Source organism: Ciceribacter sp. T2.26MG-112.2 (genome assembly GCF_900492205.1).
Lineage (GTDB): Bacteria > Pseudomonadota > Alphaproteobacteria > Rhizobiales > Rhizobiaceae > Allorhizobium > Allorhizobium naphthalenivorans_A.
The window spans coordinates 505,816-523,152 of sequence record NZ_UEYQ01000001.1; the positions used below are offsets into that span (position 1 = coordinate 505,816).

Genomic DNA, 17,337 nt, shown 5'->3' on the forward strand with positions numbered 1-17,337 from the left:
CTTTTGTGTAACCCAGCCCAATGAAAAGGCCCGGCGCCAATGGCGACCGGGCCTTTTTGTCCGATAGAATGTGAGATGAAGATCAGTTCTTCGCGCGCTCGACGTAGGAATTGTCTTCGGTCGCGATGACGACACGGGTGCCGGCTTCGATATGCGGCGGTACCAGCGTGCGCAGGCCGTTGGACAGGATGGCCGGCTTGTAGGAAGACGACGCCGTCTGGCCCTTGGTGACCGGTTCGGTCTCGACGATCTCGAGGGTCACGTGGCGCGGCAGCTGGATGGCGAGGGCGATGCCTTCGTGCATGGAGAGGATGCAGGTCATGCCTTCCTGCAGATAGGCCTTCTGGTCGCCCATGGTCTCGGCATCGACCACGACCTGGTCGTAGGATTCCGGGTTCATGAAATGGAAGCCTTCGCCGTCCTCGTAGAGGAACTGGAAGTTGACGTCTTCGACGAAGGCGCGCTCGACCTGCTCGGTGGTGCGCCAGCGTTCGGACACCTTCACGCCATCGACGATGCGGCGCATGTTCACCTGGGTGACCGGCGTACCCTTGCCGGGGTGGAAGTTTTCGGCGGTGAGGACGACATAAAGCTTGCCGTCCACATCGAGTACGTTGCCCTTGCGAACCGAGGAGGCGATGACCTTGACCATTGGAATTCCTTGTAACTGCGAAAGACCCGTCGTAAAGGACGACCCGCCGTCCCTGCTGATGTCTTTTGAATTTTCCTGGGCGCAACTAACCCAAAATCGGCCAAATAGCCAGCCCACCTTGCAACAAGGACCGAGAAAGCCGGAATGAACGATCGCCGCCGCTCCTCTGCCCCATGGTGGACGCCTTCGGCCCATGCCGACCGCCGCCCCTTCCTGCTCGGCCGCAACGCCATCCAGTCTGCGTTTCGTGCCTATTTCGCCGATCGCGATTTCATCGAGGTGGATACGGCGACGCTGCAGATCTCGCCCGGCAACGAGGCCCATCTGCACGCCTTTGCCACCGAAGCGATCGGTAATGACGGCATCGCATCCCCGCTCTACCTCCACACCTCGCCCGAATTCGCCTGCAAGAAGTTGCTGGCCGCAGGCGAGCGCCGCATTTCCTGCTTCGCCCATGTCTATCGCAACCGCGAGCGCGGCCCGCTGCACCACCCCGAATTCACCATGCTGGAATGGTATCGCGCGGGTGAAAGCTACGAGACGCTGATGGCCGATGCGGCGGCGCTTGTCGCCCTGTCGGCGGAAACAATGAAGACGCGTGGCTTCTCCTATCGTGGCCAGGACTGCGATCCCTTCGTCGAGCCCGAGCGTCTCTCGGTTGCCGAGGCCTTTCGGCGCCATGCCGGCATCGACCTGCTTGGCTCGGTGGAGGCCGACGGCGCAACGAACCGCGATCATCTGGCGGCGCAGCTGCGCAAAGCCGGCATGCGGGTCGCCGACGACGACACCTGGGCGGACTTGTTCAGCCGCGTGATCGTCGAGAAGGTCGAGCCGCATCTCGGCATGGGACGCCTCACCATTCTCGACGAATACCCGGTGGCGGAGGCGGCGCTGGCCCGTCCATCCGCCAACGACCCGCGCGTCGCCGAACGCTTCGAACTCTATGCCTGCGGCGTCGAACTCGCCAATGCCTTTGGCGAACTGACGGATGCCGGCGAACAACGCCGCCGCTTCGAGGCGGAAATGATCGAGAAGCAACGCGTCTATGGCGAGACCTATCCGCTCGACGAGGATTTCCTCGATGCGCTTGCCATCATGCCGGACGCTTCCGGCATCGCCCTTGGTTTCGACCGGCTGGTCATGCTGGCGACCGGCGCCGTGCGCATCGACCAGGTGATGTGGGCCCCCGTCGCGGAGACCGCGCCGTGACCGCGGAGAGCCTGCACAGCGTCGGTGACCTGGTCGGTGCCGGTCTTGTTTCTCCGGACGAGCGGGACACGCTCAATCGCGTCGCGTCAAGATATGCCGTCGCCCTTACCCCGACGGTGCGGGGCCTGATCGACCCGTCCGATCCTGCCGACCCGATTGCCCTGCAATATGTACCGACGGCGGCGGAACTGATCGAAACGACGGACGAGCGCGCCGACCCGATCGGAGATCACGCCCACAGCCCGGTCGAGGGCATTGTCCATCGCTATCCGGATCGGGTGCTCCTCAAGGTCGTTCACGTCTGTCCGGTCTATTGTCGCTTCTGCTTCCGCCGCGAAATGGTGGGCCCCCAGGGCGACGGCAGTCTGACGCCGGGACAACTGGAAAACGCGATTCGCTACATCGCCTCCCACGCCGAAATCTGGGAGGTCATCCTGACCGGAGGCGATCCCCTGATCCTGTCACCGCGCCGGCTGCGGGACATCATGACTGCACTGGCGGCGATACCGCATGTCAGTATCGTGCGCATCCACAGCCGGGTCCCGGCTGTCGATCCGCAACGGATCAGCCCCGAACTGATCGACGCGCTGAAGGCGAGCGGCAAGACGGTCTTTGTCGCGCTGCACGCCAACCATCCGCGCGAAATGTCGCAACCCGTCCGGGATGCCTGCACCCGGCTCGTCGATGCCGGCATTGCCATGGTCAGCCAGAGCGTGCTTCTGAAGGGCATCAATGACGACCCAGAGGTGCTCGCCGAACTAATGCGCACCTTCGTCGAAGCACGGGTGAAGCCTTACTACCTCCATCATCCCGACATGGCGCCGGGCACCGGCCATTTCCGCCTGTCTCTCGCCGAGGGCCAGGCCATCATGAAGGCCTTGCGCAGCAAGGTTTCCGGTCTCTGCATCCCGACCTATATCCTTGACCTGCCCGGCGGGCACGGCAAGGTCTCCGTCGGCGATGGCATGCTGAGCGAAATCGAGCCCGGCCGCTATGCCGTCCTCGATCGCCACAACGCACTTCATCACTACCCCTGAGAGCGCCGCAACCTTCTGGAAAAGATGCGAGTTTTTCTCGTCCTGCGAACCGTTGAGATGCCCCGCTAAGGGTCCATTGACGGATGTCATAACCGCTCATTCTTCCTTAACTACGGCATTTAGCGGAATCTTATGCTTTCGCCCCTAAGAAATTACCCAGCATTTTGGAGAATAGCATCCGGGAAGGGTAAGTAGATGAACGAGACAATTCGGACTTTGCTGGCAAAACTCGGTGGCCTGCCTGTATCCGTCGACACCATCGCCAATGAAGGCGATCTCTATGCGGCCGGCCTGTCGTCCTTTGCCTCGGTACAACTCATGCTCGGCCTCGAGGAAGCCTTCGATATCGAGTTTCCCGATCACCTGCTGAACCGCAAGTCGTTCGCGAGCATCGCCGCGATCGAGGCGACCATCCAATCCATTCTCGAGGATAGAAAGGTCGCCTGATGGACCTCTCCGCCAAGCCCCAAGAGACACACCTGAAGTCCCGGGCCATTCGGGTTGCCACCGTCGCCGCCGCCTATGCCGACGACGTCGACAAGGCCGGACGTTTCCCCCGCGAGGCGATCGAGGAAATGAAGGCCGTCAAGCTGATGGGGATCATGATCCCCTCGGAACTGGGCGGCGAAGGCCTGTCGACCTCGGAGATCGCCGAGGTCTGTACCATTATCGGCCAGGCCTGCGCTTCGAGCGCGATGATCTTCGCCATGCACCAGATCAAGGTTTCGAGCCTCGTCTCGCACGGCCATGAAGCCGAGTGGCACCGCGAATTCATGCGCCGGGTCGCCACCGAACAGCTGCTCCTCGGCTCGGCGACGACCGAAGCCGGTATCGGCGGCAACATGCGCAACAGCATTTGCGCGATCGAGGTGAAGGATGGTCGCTGCTATCTCGAGAAGGACGCGACCGTCATCTCCTACGGCATCGACTGCGACGCCATCCTGATCACCTCGCGCAGCCACAAGGACGCGGCCTCTTCCGACCAGGTGATGACCGTCTTCCTCAAGGACCAGTACACGCTCGAGCGCACCCAGACCTGGGACACGCTCGGCATGCGCGGCACCTGCTCGGACGGCTTCATCTTCAAGGGCGAGGCGCCCGCCGAACAGATTCTGCCGCAACCCTTTGCCGAGATCGCCGCCCAGTCCATGCTGGCAAGCGCGCATCTCCTGTGGAGTTCGCTCTGGTACGGCATCGCGGTCGATGCTTTCGCGCGTGCCCAGAACTTCGTGCGCGCCGCCGCCCGCAAATCGCCCGGCACTCAGCCGCCCGGCCTCGTCCAGCTCGCCGAAATGTCGAGCCAGCTTCAGGTCGTCCGCGCCAACATCGTCAACGGCCTGCAAGCCTTCGAAGCCGCGCGCAAGGATCAGGACCGCTTGTCCTCGATGGGCTTCGCCGTGGCGATGAACAATGTGAAGATCGCATCGTCGGAAATGATCCTGCCGATCATCAACCAGGCCATGCGCATCTGCGGCATCCTCGGCTACAAGAACGGCACGCCCTACAGCCTCGGCCGGCATTTGCGCGACGCGCATTCTGCCGAACTGATGATCTCCAATGACCGCATACTCGCCAACACCTCAACCATGCTGCTTGTTCACAAGCAGGAAACCGGATTGCTGGGATAAGAACCATGGATATGCAGGTAAGCTTCCTCGACCGCCTGTTCGAAAGCGGTCTCCTGATCGAAACCGGCGTTGACGGCCTCTATGGCCGTGGTGGGCGGTTTGAAGACGTGATCGCCGCCTTCGAGCGCCTGATCGACCGATATGGTGCTGCCGACGGTGCGGAGGCGATCCGTTTTCCGCCGGGCATGAACCGCGCCTATTTCGAAAAGAGCGGCTACATGAAGAGCTTCCCGCAGCTGGCCGGCACCGTGCACAGCTTCTGCGGCAACGAGCTCGACCATGTCAGCCTGCTGAAATGCATGGACGCCGACGAGGACTGGACGGCCGAGCAGAAGGCGACCGACATCGTCTTGACGCCGGCGGCCTGCTATCCGCTCTATCCGACGATCGCCAAGCGCGGCAATCTGCCGGAAAAGGGCGGGCTCTACGACCTGCAATCCTATTGCTTCCGTCATGAGCCGTCCAACGATCCGGCCCGCCAGCAGTTGTTCCGCATGCGCGAATATGTCTGCATGGGCAGCCAGGACCAGGTCACCGACTTCCGCCAGGTCTGGATGGATCGCGGCCAGCAAATCATGGCCGAGGTCGGCCTGCCGGTCGAGATCGACGTCGCCAACGACCCGTTCTTCGGCCGCGCCGGCAAGATGCTCGCCAACAACCAGCGCGACCAGAACCTCAAGTTCGAGCTGTTGATCCCGATCACCTCGGTCTCCAATCCGACGGCCTGCATGAGCTTCAACTATCACCAGGACGCCTTCGGCTCGAAATGGGGCCTGAACCTCGCCGACGGTTCCGTGGCACACACAGCCTGCGTCGGCTTCGGTCTGGAACGCATCGCGCTCGCGCTGTTCCATCACCACGGGCTGGACGTCGACCAGTGGCCTCAGTCGGTTCGCGCCGCACTCTGGGGCTGATCCGGTGACGCCTGCGGTCTTTCCCGGACTGGATCCGGCCACCTATACGCCCCATGCATTGCACGCGAGCGAACGGATGTGGCCGGAGACCAACTGCTATGTCGACCTGTGGATCGAGGTGCTGGCCACCCTTGGCGCCGCGCCCGAGGCCATGCTCGGCTTCACGCTGACCCAGGACTTCGAGGGCGACCAGATGACCTTCTTCAAGGTTCCTCTGGAAGACCTCGAGGATCTCTACGGCATCCGCGTCACGGAACTTGCGATCTTCGACAGCGTCGAGGCCCATGTCGCCGCGCAGATCGCCCGTGGCCGCCTCTGCCTCGTCGAGATGGACAGCTATTTCTTGCCGGACACCCGCGGCGTCGGCTATCGCCAGGAGCATGGAAAGACGACGGTCGCCATCAACCGCCTCGACCTCGAAGGCCGAACGATGGACTACTTCCACAATGGCGGCTTCTTCCACGTCGAAAGCGAAGACGTCGACGGGCTGCTCCAGCATCATTTGCCGGAAGGCTCCCTGCCCTTCCTGCCCTATACCGAGTTCGTCAAATTCCCCGCGGCATTGCCCTCGCAAGAGCTCCAGCGCGAAACCGCCCGCCGCCTGCTGATGCGGCACTTCGCGCGTCGGCCCGACGCCAATCCGATCGCCGCTTTTGCCGAGGTCTTTCCGAACCAGGTCGAGGCGATCGCCGAGCGGCCCTTCGGCTATTTCCACACATACGCCTTCAATACGCTGCGCCAGTTCGGCGCGAACTTCGAGCTTCTGGCCAGCCATCTGGCCTGGCTTTCACCGTCGCAATTTGAGGATGCCGCCGCGCACGCACTGAAGATCTCGGAGACGGCCAAGACCGTTCAGTTCCAGCTGGCCCGTGCAGTGACGCGGAAAAAGTTCGATCCGCTGCGATCCGCTCTGGACCCGGCGGCCGAGGCTTGGGACAAGCTCATCGGAGAACTTGGCACAACCCTCGCCTGAGGAGGCATGATGACGGGCATGACCACTTACCTCGCAGCGGACGAACGCCCGCTGGAGCACGGCTGGACGCTGCTCGTCACCGAAGCGGGTCGTTATGCCGGCCCGAACGAGGTCCATCGCCCCGCCGTTCGCATTCCCGCACCTGTTCCAGGCACCGTGGCTTCCGCGCTGGCCGCCGCCGGCCTTTTCGATCCGGAAAAGCCGCAACCACTGCACGACAAGGATGCCTGGTATTTCCGCTCGCTCGAAGGCGAAGCGGAAGGCCCGGCAATCCTGCGCTTTGCCGGCCTTGCGACCATTGCCGAAATCTACATCAATGGCGAACTGCGCCTCACCTCGGACAGCATGTATGCGGCCCATGATCTGGACCTTGCCCTCACCGGCCATGACGAGATCGCCATCTGCTTCCGGGCCCTTGCGTCCCATCTCGACAAGCGCGGACCCCGGGCACGCTGGCGCCCGCAGATGATGGACCACCAGGGCCTGCGGCTGATCCGCACGACGCCACTCGGCCACATGCCCGGTTGGTGCCCCGAAATCCATCCCGCCGGCCCCTACCGGCCGATCAGCCTGATCCGCCAAGCAAAGCACGCGATTTCCGATCTTGCCGTCCGCGCCGACCTCGACCCCGACGGCACCGGCCGGCTTTCCGTTTCCTTCGCACTGGAGGGCGAGGCCAAGGACCTGCGTCTGTCCTGCGCCGGTCACGATACCCGACTTCAGGCCAACGACGATGGCAAATGGACCGCCGAACTCACCCTTCCCGCGATCGAGCCCTGGTGGCCGCGGACCCACGGCAAGCCGAAACTCCATGATGCGCGTCTGACGATCGACGGCCAGCCCCATTCGCTCGGCCTCGTCGGATTCCGCCGCATCGAGATCGACCGCGGACCGGATGGCCGCGGCTTCGGCCTCGTGGTCAACGGTGAACCCGTGTTCTGTCGGGGCGCGGTTTGGACCAATGCCGATATCCTCCGGCTTCCCGGCGCGGCGGAAGACTATGCGCCCTGGCTGACGCTCGCCGCCGAGGCGGGCATGAACATGATCCGCATCGGCGGAACGATGACCTATGAGAGCGCCGATTTCTTCCGTCTCTGCGACCGGCTGGGGCTGATGGTCTGGCAGGACCTGATGTTCGCCAATTTCGACTACCCGACCGCGGACGAGGCCTTTGCCGCGAGCATCGATCGCGAGATTCGCCAGTTTCTCGGTGCAGTCCAGGGCTCCCCCTCCCTCGCCATTCTGTGCGGCGGCAGCGAGGTTTATCAGCAGGGCGCCATGCTGGGCCTGCCCGAGCGCATCTGGAAGACGTCGTTCTACGAGGAGACCCTGCCGTCTCTCGCCGCAGAAACCCGTCCCGATGTACCCTATGTGGCAAACTCGCCCTCGGGCGGCGCCATGCCGTTTTCGCCCAATGAAGGAGTCACCCATTATTACGGCGTCGGCGCCTATTGCCGGCCGCTGGAGGATGCGCGCCGCGCCGAGGTTCGCTTTGCCGCCGAGAGCCTGGCCTTTGCCCATGTGCCGCAACAGGCAACGCTCGATGCCCACCTGCCCGTCGCCCCCGTCCATGATCCGCGCTGGAAGGCCCGTGTCCCCCGCGACCGCGGTGCATCCTGGGACTTCGAGGACATCCGCGACCATTATCTCCAGGACCTCTACAAGCTCGACCCGTCCCGGCTGCGGCGCGAGGATCCCGCCCGCTATCTCGACCTGTCGCGTACCGTCACCGGCGAAGTCGTGACCGAGACCTATGCCGAATGGCGCAGCACAGCCTCGCCTTGCAACGGGGCGCTCGTCTGGACGCTGCAGGATCTGATTCCCGGTCCCGGCTGGGGCGTGATCGATTCGACCGGCGAACCGAAGCCGGTCTGGTACGCGCTCAAACGCGCCTTCCGTCCGGTACAGGTCAATCTCACCGACGAGGGCACCAACGGTTTGGATGTCCATGTGCTGAACGAGACGGGCGACAGCCTGGAACTCGTTCTCGAACTCGCCTGCCTCCGCGACGGCCGCCAACCGGTCGTCAGCGGGAAGCGTTCATTGGCCGTCGCCGCACGAGGCACTCAACGCATTCCGGCAACCGACCTGTTCGGCGCGTTCTTCGATACGACCTATGCCTTCCGTTTCGGTCCGCCGTCCCACAACGTGACGGTCGCCCGACTGATCGAGCCCGAGACCGGCCGCCTCGTCGCCGAGGCCTTCCATTTTCCCCTCGGCCGGGACATTGCCATGCACGATGCCCCGATCGACGCGGTCGTCGAAGAGGAGGAAGGCCGTTGGATCCTACGGCTGTCGACTCCGGTCTTCGCCCAGTCGATCCACATCGAGGTCGAGGGCTATCGTCCCGAGGACGACTGGTTCCACCTGGCGCCGGGTTCAGAACGTCGGATCGCGTTGGGCCCTCGGGACGGCACGGCCACAAGACAGAGGCCGACTGGCACAATTGCCCAGCTCGGCGCGCGCAGGCTTGTTTCCTTCTAGGCTCCTGCGGACCCCGGTTCGGTGGGCAGTCTAAGGCTGCGGCCGACCACGCCCTTCCATCACTTCGTGATCAAACAGCCGCCGCACCGCCTCCTCCCAGCTGAGGATGCCCGCAGTTTCGATCGTTCCCCGATCGAAGGCCTGAGCCCGTCGGAACGCCTCCACGGCGGAAGCCGCGTCGCCCGGGCGGTAGGCGCAGACATGGCTTCTTCCCGCCGCTGCGAAGACCGGCGCCACGATCGGCAGTCGGCAATAACTGTATTGGATCATCTTGAGGCTCGACTGGCTGAGATAATCCGCCGCCTCGCTCTGCCGGTAGGGGGCGAGCCCCACATCGGCAAACTTGATGAAGGGAACGATGGTTTCGAAGGAGACTTCGCCATGCACGACGATGTTGGCGCGTGGCACGGAAGGCACAGCCTTCTTGCCGAACAAATGGAAGGTCCATTCGGGACAGGCGGCCGCCAATGTGTCGATGACCTGCGCGTCGAACAGCATGTCACCGACGCTCACCGCATTGCGTGGCGCGGCATAGGGGCTGACCGTTGCCCGATCGAAGGTCTCCTTGGCAATCCCATGAGGCAGATAGAGGATCGGCGCATCGTCCGGGAAATCCGCCCGCATCGCTTCGGCCATGATGTGAATCAGATCGTAGTCGCCAATTCCGTCTGCAAGAGCCGCCTCGATGCAGGGATGAACGTGGATGGTGCGCAGCCGGTCCGCTGCATGATAGATGATCCTCGAATGTGGCGCAGCTTGACGTATCCGGTGGACGAGCAGCGGCGGCGGTCCGCTCTCGATCAGGACATGCGTATAGCTCGCCATCCGCGCCATGACCGCCTTTGGCAAAAGTCGATCATAGAGACGGAAGAAGGGCGCCGTCAGCCCGTTGAGCAGCGGCGATTTGAGGTTCATCGGATGGAAGGGCGCGTACCAGAGGAATTCCTCGAGCCCTTCGGCAATGCGGTTCCAGCGATTGAGCGGACGCTGCCTGGCATGGTCGAAACGACCGTCCTTGAGGAAACGGCTGAGGAAGCTCAGGCGGCAAGCAAGAAAATCCACATGATCACCGCCGGCGCGCAAGGTGTCGGCCATGAAATGCAGGTCGACCTTGCGCGCGGCCTCGGCAAAATGGTGACCGGTGACGATCAGCACCCGTCGCTTTGCAGGCGAGGTCGTCATGCCGGCAGGCTCCGCAGTGGCGGCGGGACCCTGTCGCCCAAGGCCGCGCGATAGACGTCGATATAGCGATCGGCAACGCTCTCCCAGGCATGGACGGCAGCCCCCGCCATCATATCCGCGCGCATTGCGGCAGGATTGGCGAGCAGGGCCTGAAAGGTCTGTTCGATCTGCGCTGCGCATTCCGCCGGTCGGGAGAAATCGGCCAGGCATAGGCCGGGATGCTGGGCGCCGAGCACCCGATAGGCATCGTTCGGATGCAACACCGGCACCAGCCCGGCACTCATCGCCTCGACGGCGACCAGACCGAAGCCTTCGTACTCCGAGGCGGAGGCGAACAGCGACGCCTCGGCGATCAGCCGGCGGACTTGCGCATTGTCGACGCCGATGTGCAGGGCTACCTGCCCGGCCAGCCCGCGCCCGGCGATCTCCCGGCGCAGGTCTTCTTCGCTAAGATCGGACGGCGACCCGACGACATCGAGCTTCCACTCGGGCGACACGCCGTTGAGGGCCTGCATGGCATCAAACAGACGATCGAGCCGCTTGTTGACGGAGAAACGACCGATGGTGACGATCCGTCGCTGCGGCATGGCCGAGGAGAGACCGGCGAATTTCTCGGTATCCACGCCATTCTCGACCAGCACGGCCCGACGCGGCGCGATCCGGGAGAAAAGCGCCAGGTCCGATCGGCTGCAGCACAGCAGTGAGCGATAGGCGAGCGCCGAGAGGCGAGTAACGGTCCGGAACCAGACCTGCTTGATCGCAGCAAATTTCGGCGTGTGGAAGAACCCTCCATGCGTCGTCGCGACGAGCGGCTTGCCATGCAAGGGACGCGTCAGGGCAAGCGCATCGAAGAAGAAATCGATTCCATGAACATGAACGAGATCGGCATCGCCGATATGGCGGAACACACTCGGAGCAAGCGGATAGCGAGTCGACCCCTTCCACGGGATGCGCACGACCTCGACGCCGTCGATGATCTCACGTTCGGCCAGCTTTTGGTCGCGCGAGCGAAACAGGCTGTCCAGCGTGACGACACGCACGCGAAAGCCGCGCCGCAGGAGAAGCCGGCTGAGATTGGCAACGACGTCTTCGAGCCCACCACGTCCGGGCGTATATTGCCGCACCACCTGGACGATCAGCGGCGCGCCGGTGACGTCCGGGTCCGGCCGATTGAAGCGCTTCATTCTTCACCTGTCGGCGCCGTTCATCAGCGCGCGTGAGAGCAAATTGAGACGAGCGATGGTGCACCGCGAACTCTTAAGATCGCGTTTGCCGGGCGCCTCCTGCGACCGCGTCGCGACTGCAAGGTTAACGAGCCTCGCCCCTTTCGTTCAGAACTCGTTAACCACGATCTGCGAGGATCGTCTCGATGGGAACCGACCGGCCGGCCCTTGCCCGACGGCCTCTTTCTGATCCGGCGGCAGTCTCCCATTCATGCGGGCACCCCGTCTCCACCTCGGGTATTCCGTCCGATCGACGCAGAAACGAAACATGGCCGGCCAGCGGTTCTGGGCAGGAAAATGGACATCGACATTTTTCAACTACCGGGGATCTTGAGGCGACGGTTTCACTACGTCGTGATCGCCGTCGCGTTGTGCGTGCTGATTGCCTCGGTCTATGTGCTGCAACTGACGCCCAAATTTGCCTCGACCGCCGAAATCCTGCTGGACCCTCTGGGGCTCGCTGCCGAGCCCGTCGACAGCAAGGGGACCGGCAGCTCCGCCCAGCAGGATCAATCCAATCTCGACAGCCAGATCTACGTGATGCAGTCGCGTGGCGTCATGAGCGACGTGGCCCGCAAGCTCGACCTGGCGAACGATCCGTTCTTTGCCCCGAAACCGACATCGAATGCCAAGCCGGTCAGCGAGGCCGATCGGATCGTCGCGGTCGCCGAAGCCCTCAAGTCCCACGTGACGATCGCGCGCGCCGGCCAATCCCTGGTCTTCACGATCTCCGCCGAGCACCCCGATGCCGGCAAGGCCGCGGACATTGCGAATGCCGTAGCCAGCGTCTATCTGCGACAACTCGACGAGGCGCGTGGCGATGTCGCCCGTCGGGCCAGCAATTCCTTCCAGGTCCAGGCGAGCGAACTCCGCGACCGCGTCCTCAAGGCGGAACTGGCCGTCGAGAAATTCAAGGCCGAGAACGATCTGGTCAGCACCGGCAGCCAGGGCCTCGTCATCGACCAACAGGTCGCCGGCATCAACGAGCAGCTCATTGCCGCGCGCGGCACCGAGGAGCAGCAGCAGACGATCTACGAGCAGGCCCGGAGCCTGACAATGAGCGCGATCGAGGCCGGTGCGATCCCCGAAGTGCTGCAGTCGACGTCGATCGGCCTGCTGAGGGATCGCTACGCCCAGCTCCTCGACACGCGTTCACAGCTCGCCACCAATCTCGGCGCCAATCATCCGCAACTGCGGGCGATCAATTCCCAGGTCGCCAACATGCAACAGGCGATCCAGGCCGAACTCGATCGCGTGCGCCAGTCGATGCGCGTGAACTACGAACGCGCCGCCGCCAATACCAAGGCCCTGACGGAGCGGCTGGAAAACCTGACGAAAACCAGCTTCGACAGCAGCGCCGCGCAGATCAAGATGCGCCAGCTGGAAAGCGAAGCCGAGGCGGTGCGCACCCTTTACAAGACCTTCCTCAATCGGGCGGAGGAACTCTCCCAGCAGCAATCGATGAACATGAACAATTCTCGCGTGATCACGGCCGCCGTGCCCATGCCGAAGTCGTCGTTGAAATTGAAGCTGATGATCCTCGTCGCCGCCGGGCTGTTCGGCACCGTGCTTGGCACCGGCCTCGCCGTGCTCAGCGAAATCCTGTCCGGTTTCCGGCGCCCACAGCAGACGGCCCTCGACCGGTCCGGATTCCCGGTGATTGCCCACATCGCCGCGTCAGCCAAGACGGCGGAAAAACCGCGCTCCGGTTGGCGTTCGCTGCTCGCTTTTCGTCGCCAGCGTCGCTCTTCGGCAGAACCATCCGAGGGCAATGGAATTTTGAAGGCCGTTGGCACCTTGCGGGAATTCACCGCGGCCCATCAGCCGGCCACCGTCCTTTTTCTGGCCGCCGGTCCGGTTCCGCAGGCCTCTAGCGTCGTTGCCGACATCGTTCACGCGCTCATCGATTCAGGACTCGGCATTCTCTATGCGCCGGGTAATCTGGAGGTGCGGTCGCGCCTGCGCGCCGGCCACTCTGCGAGCCTCGCCGCCGCTCTCGCCCGTGACTGGCCCACCACCGCACCGCTCTCCGACATTCTGAAATACGAACATTTCCCCGCAACTAGGTCCCCGTCGCCGCCCGTCCGGCCGACGCTATCGCGCTATGTCGAAAAGGCGCAGCAATCCGACAGCGATCTCATCCTCATCAACGCCTGCCAGACAGCGGCAGCGCAGCACCTCGCAGGACTGATCTCCAGCGCCGACGCAATCGTCGTCCTCGCGGATCCGGTGGCGCTCACCAATGCCGACGTCGATGCAACCCTCGAGGCGATCGGCGATGCGCGCGATCTCGTCCTCGGTTGCGTGCTTGTGGAGGGTGCGTGATGAACATCGCAACGAGTGGTACGATCTTGGGGAACCCCGGCCATGCGCCCGGTTGACAGCCGGTACGCCACCACGATGCCGGTGCCGACCGAGGTGACGAACCCGCAAGCGCTCCCGGAATCAGCTTATGAAGCACTGCGCCGGCAATTGGCGACCATCGCGGTCCTGGGCGGCCTCACCTTCAATGCCTTCCTCTGCTTCCTCAACACCAATGTGACGGGGATTCGGGAAAGCCACGTGATGCTGTTTGAAATGGCATTGATCGGCTGCGCCTTTCTGGCGGCCCTCGGCCGCCGCATCGATCTCTATCTCGTCTCGGCACTGTTCCTGAGCTACATGCTCCTCCTCTTTGCCTTGAGGGGCGCCATCGACCTCAAGGCCTTGCGTGACGTCCTCATTCCGATCGGCTTTTATTTCATGGGGACGCAGGTCCGCGACACGAAACTCGCCGACCGCCTGGTGGCGATCTCGATCGCCATCGTCCTTGCCTTCGGCCTGTTCGAATATTTCCTGACCGAGCTCTATCTCGATGTCTTCAACGTGCTTGGCTATTTCATCGCCCGCGGCTCGCTGACACTCGAGGAAACCTTCGGCGCGACCCGCGGCCTGTTCATCAGCGGCCTTCGCCCCGAGCCACGAACGCTGCTGTCCTTCCTCGGCCAGCACCGGGTGTCCTCCGTCTTCCTCGAACCGGTCTCCGCCGGCAATTTCGGTGCGATTGTCTTTGCCTGGGCGCTGTTTCGGAGCGACATGCGCTATCGCTTCGCGGTCATGGCGGCGGCTCTCGCCACGGTCGTGCTCGCCGATGCCCGCTTCGGTTTCTACACCTGCATCCTGATGACCCTGATGCTGCCCTTCTACCGGCTGGTGGCAAGGCCGATCTGGATCGCGCTGCCCTTCCTGCTGCTGGCCCTGATCGCGATCTACGGCCTGGCGACCGGCACGGAGGGTGGCGCAAACGACGTGGCCGGGCGGTTCAAGGTGACCGCCGCCATTCTCACCCGGCTGGACTTACCCGTCGTCCTCGGGATCGCCACCACCGACGAATTCACCGCCGATTCAGGACTTGCCTACACGTTGACGAAATTCGGTCTGCTCGGGTTCGTCGCGCTATGGGCCATGCTGGTGGTCGCACCGTTCAAGGATCCGAAGGCCTGGGTCTTCCATTCCATGGTGCTGATCTATCTCCTGCTGCTGATGATCATCAGCAACTCGTTCTTCTCGATCAAGACCGCCGCATTGCTGTGGTTCGTGCTCGGAACCGCCCATCGCGTGGATTGGGCAGGCCTGTCCCCGCGCTCGCCCGCGCCCGCAGGATCGCCGACGGGAAAGGCTTACGCGCCTGCCATGACCCGGCCGGGCCTTACCGCGACTGAAGCGCCGGGCACGAAGAACCGCTTGCCGAGAAATCCTTGAGCGCGGTCGCCAGCCCCCTCAACTGCGGACGGTCGCCCTCGGCGGTCGGCTGGATGTTGAGCGCTTCGGTATCGGGCCACCAGTCGCCGGCGACCCAGTAGGCCCAGCCGACCCACAATTCGCGATTGCCTTCGACCGCGGAGACCATGTCGGCAAGGGCCGAGACACAAGCCTCGTCCCCGGTCACGCCGAATTCACCCAGGTACCCCCGCTTGCCATGGGTTCGCAGCCAGCGGGAAAAATTCTCGATGGCCATGACGGCATCTCCGGCACGGCTGCAATTGGCCTTCGTGCCCGAAAAATCATCGTCAAAATACTGGTGCACTTCGTAGGCATAGTTATCGACCGGATCGACGACGCCGAGCATCACCTCACCGTTCGGCGCGCCATAAGTCCCGCCCTCCCAGCTGTGCGCGCCGGTCCAGGCCGTTCCCGGAACGAGCACGAGATTGTCGGCGCCCTCGCCGCGGATGCGGGCGAGAGCCGCATTGGCAGCATCCAGCCATTGCGTCGCCGGCATGTCGTGCGGTTCGTTCATCAGGCCGAAGGTAATGTCCGGCTGATTGGCAAAGTGACGCGCCAGACGCCCCCAGAAATCGGCGAAATCATCACTGCTGACCTCGGCCGATCCGATGACAGCCTCCCGGTAACGCGCGTAATTGTGCGGATCGAGAACGATACGAAGGCCGGCAGCCCTAAGCTTCTCGACGCTTTCCCGCAATCGCCCCAGTTCGCCTTCATCGAGATCCCCCCGCAGGCGAGGTTGCAGACGCTCCCAGAGAAAGGGCAGGCGGACCGAAGTGAAACCCTTGCCGGCGAAATAGGCGATGGTGGCCTCCGAGGGATAGACGTAATCCGTCCCCGCCACGCCGTCGGGATTGCCGAATTCGGCACCGGAGAGGTTGATACCGCGAAAACACGGTTCTGCGGCCTGCGCCGGTTGGGAAAGCAGCCCAAGGACGAGCAGCACCGCCGCGACCCGCTTCTGTCGTCTGGAAGCAAACGCGATGACGCCGGAGCAATGACGGGTGTGATCCATGGTATCCCTGAAGTTTGATGCGGCGAGGTTAAAGACTTCCAAGCCGAGGTCAACAGATCCGCCATCCCAGCCCTGCACCGTGACGACGGGGATACGCTGATGGAAGACGCAATGGGAACGGAGTTTTCCTCGACCGTCCCTAAGCTTGGCGCCAATGGGACAGACAGGCAGCGTCCGTCGCAAATCAGGTGCCGATCTTTCCGCCACGGCATGACTGCGATAAGACAGCCCGTCCACCCTCGGGGCGAGAAAAAGGTTTGAGAAGATGACGAGCTATGTACTGACGGTATCCTGCCCATCCACGCGTGGCATCGTGGCGGCCATTTCCGGCTACCTTGCCGCAGAAGGCTGCAACATTGTCGACAGCTCGCAGTTCGACGATCTCGGCACCGGCAAGTTCTTCATGCGCGTCAGCTTCATCTCCGAAAAGGGCATCGCGCGCGACAAGCTGCTCGAAGGTTTCAAGCCGATCGCCGAACAGTTTGGCATGGAAAGCGAAATCCACGATGCGGCGCACCGGATGAAGGTGCTACTGATGGTGTCGCGTTTCGGCCATTGCCTCAACGACCTGCTCTATCGCTGGAAGATCGGCGCCCTGCCCATCGACATCGTCGGCGTCGTCTCGAACCATTTCGACTATCAGAAGGTCGTGGTGAACCATGACATCCCCTTCTACCACATCAAGGTGACCAAGGAGAACAAGCCGCAGGCGGAGGCCCAGCTTCTCGAACTGGTCGAGCAGACCGGGACGGAGCTCATCGTGCTTGCCCGCTACATGCAGGTGCTCTCCGATAGCCTGTGCCGGAAGATGTCCGGCCGGATCATCAACATCCACCACTCGTTCCTGCCGTCTTTCAAGGGCGCCAACCCTTACAAGCAGGCCTATGAGCGCGGCGTGAAGCTAATCGGCGCGACCGCCCACTACGTGACGGCCGACCTCGATGAGGGTCCGATCATCGAGCAGGACGTCGCCCGCATCACCCATGCCCAGAGCGCCGACGACTATGTCTCGATCGGGCGCGACGTCGAAAGCCAGGTGCTGGCGCGGGCGATCCACGCCCATATCCACCACCGCACCTTCATCAACGGAAACCGCACCGTGGTCTTCCCGGCGAGCCCGGGCTCCTACGCCTCCGAACGCATGGGCTGATCGAGCTGTCCACAACCCCGGCACGCCGGCGGGCGCCGGCGCACCGGGATGGACGGCTGACGCACCTTTGATAATGTCGGCTATGTGATTCTCGAGGGAGAACAG

The 17,337-nt window shown here is 63.2% G+C and carries 14 protein-coding genes; 10 read left to right on the top strand and 4 right to left on the bottom strand.

Features of this window, described 5'->3' with window-relative positions; translation table 11 throughout:
- Positions 1-82: 82 nt before the first annotated feature.
- Positions 83-652, bottom strand: a complete 570-nt coding sequence (gene efp, locus DYZ14_RS02465) for an elongation factor P (protein ID WP_115671959.1) — start codon at positions 650-652, stop codon at positions 83-85.
- 144 nt (positions 653-796) lie between these two features.
- Between efp and epmA the strand changes: the two genes are divergently transcribed.
- From epmA to DYZ14_RS02500, 7 genes are all read left to right on the top strand, one after another.
- On the top strand, positions 797-1,861 hold the full coding sequence (epmA, locus tag DYZ14_RS02470) for an EF-P lysine aminoacylase EpmA (protein WP_154719182.1): 1,065 nt from the start codon (positions 797-799) through the stop codon (positions 1,859-1,861).
- On the top strand, positions 1,858-2,898 hold the full coding sequence (locus tag DYZ14_RS02475) for a lysine-2,3-aminomutase-like protein (protein ID WP_154719183.1): 1,041 nt from the start codon (positions 1,858-1,860) through the stop codon (positions 2,896-2,898). Before epmA ends, DYZ14_RS02475 begins: the two co-directional genes overlap by 4 nt.
- A gap of 195 nt (positions 2,899-3,093) precedes the next feature.
- A complete protein-coding gene (locus DYZ14_RS02480; protein ID WP_154719184.1) occupies positions 3,094-3,345 on the top strand; it encodes an acyl carrier protein in 252 nt (83 codons plus the stop codon).
- Entirely contained in the window at positions 3,345-4,526 is a 1,182-nt protein-coding gene (locus DYZ14_RS02485) for an acyl-CoA dehydrogenase family protein (RefSeq protein ID WP_154719185.1), read from the top strand. Before DYZ14_RS02480 ends, DYZ14_RS02485 begins: the two co-directional genes overlap by 1 nt.
- Positions 4,527-4,531: 5 nt before the next feature.
- Complete coding sequence (locus tag DYZ14_RS02490) at positions 4,532-5,440, top strand: amino acid--[acyl-carrier-protein] ligase (protein ID WP_154719186.1); 909 nt, start codon at positions 4,532-4,534, stop codon at positions 5,438-5,440.
- Positions 5,441-5,444: 4 nt separating this feature from the next.
- Positions 5,445-6,413 carry a DUF1839 family protein gene (locus DYZ14_RS02495; protein ID WP_232365407.1) on the top strand — a complete coding sequence of 323 codons (969 nt, stop codon included), beginning with the start codon at positions 5,445-5,447 and terminating at the stop codon, positions 6,411-6,413.
- Positions 6,414-6,422: 9 nt separating this feature from the next.
- Entirely contained in the window at positions 6,423-8,897 is a 2,475-nt protein-coding gene (locus DYZ14_RS02500) for a glycoside hydrolase family 2 protein (protein WP_154719188.1), read from the top strand.
- Positions 8,898-8,927: 30 nt separating this feature from the next.
- Here the strand turns inward: DYZ14_RS02500 and DYZ14_RS02505 are convergent, their stop codons facing one another.
- Entirely contained in the window at positions 8,928-10,079 is a 1,152-nt protein-coding gene (locus tag DYZ14_RS02505) for a GumK N-terminal domain-containing glycosyltransferase (protein WP_154719189.1), read from the bottom strand.
- Positions 10,076-11,263 carry a glycosyltransferase family 4 protein gene (locus DYZ14_RS02510; protein WP_154719190.1) on the bottom strand — a complete coding sequence of 396 codons (1,188 nt, stop codon included), beginning with the start codon at positions 11,261-11,263 and terminating at the stop codon, positions 10,076-10,078. Before DYZ14_RS02510 ends, DYZ14_RS02505 begins: the two co-directional genes overlap by 4 nt.
- Before the next feature lie 336 nt (positions 11,264-11,599).
- Between DYZ14_RS02510 and DYZ14_RS02515 the strand changes: the two genes are divergently transcribed.
- Positions 11,600-13,627 carry a GumC family protein gene (locus tag DYZ14_RS02515; protein WP_154719191.1) on the top strand — a complete coding sequence of 676 codons (2,028 nt, stop codon included), beginning with the start codon at positions 11,600-11,602 and terminating at the stop codon, positions 13,625-13,627.
- Between the two features lie 42 nt (positions 13,628-13,669).
- Entirely contained in the window at positions 13,670-15,043 is a 1,374-nt protein-coding gene (locus DYZ14_RS02520) for a UDP-phosphate alpha N-acetylglucosaminyltransferase (RefSeq protein WP_154719192.1), read from the top strand.
- Here DYZ14_RS02520 and DYZ14_RS02525 read toward each other — a convergent pair.
- Entirely contained in the window at positions 14,991-16,082 is a 1,092-nt protein-coding gene (locus DYZ14_RS02525) for a glycoside hydrolase family 5 protein (protein WP_154719193.1), read from the bottom strand. The two genes, DYZ14_RS02520 and DYZ14_RS02525, sit on opposite strands and share 53 nt — an antisense overlap.
- A gap of 265 nt (positions 16,083-16,347) precedes the next feature.
- Here DYZ14_RS02525 and purU point away from each other — a divergent pair, with 265 nt between their 5' ends.
- Positions 16,348-17,232 carry a formyltetrahydrofolate deformylase gene (purU, locus tag DYZ14_RS02530; protein WP_154719194.1) on the top strand — a complete coding sequence of 295 codons (885 nt, stop codon included), beginning with the start codon at positions 16,348-16,350 and terminating at the stop codon, positions 17,230-17,232.
- Positions 17,233-17,337 lie beyond the last annotated feature (105 nt).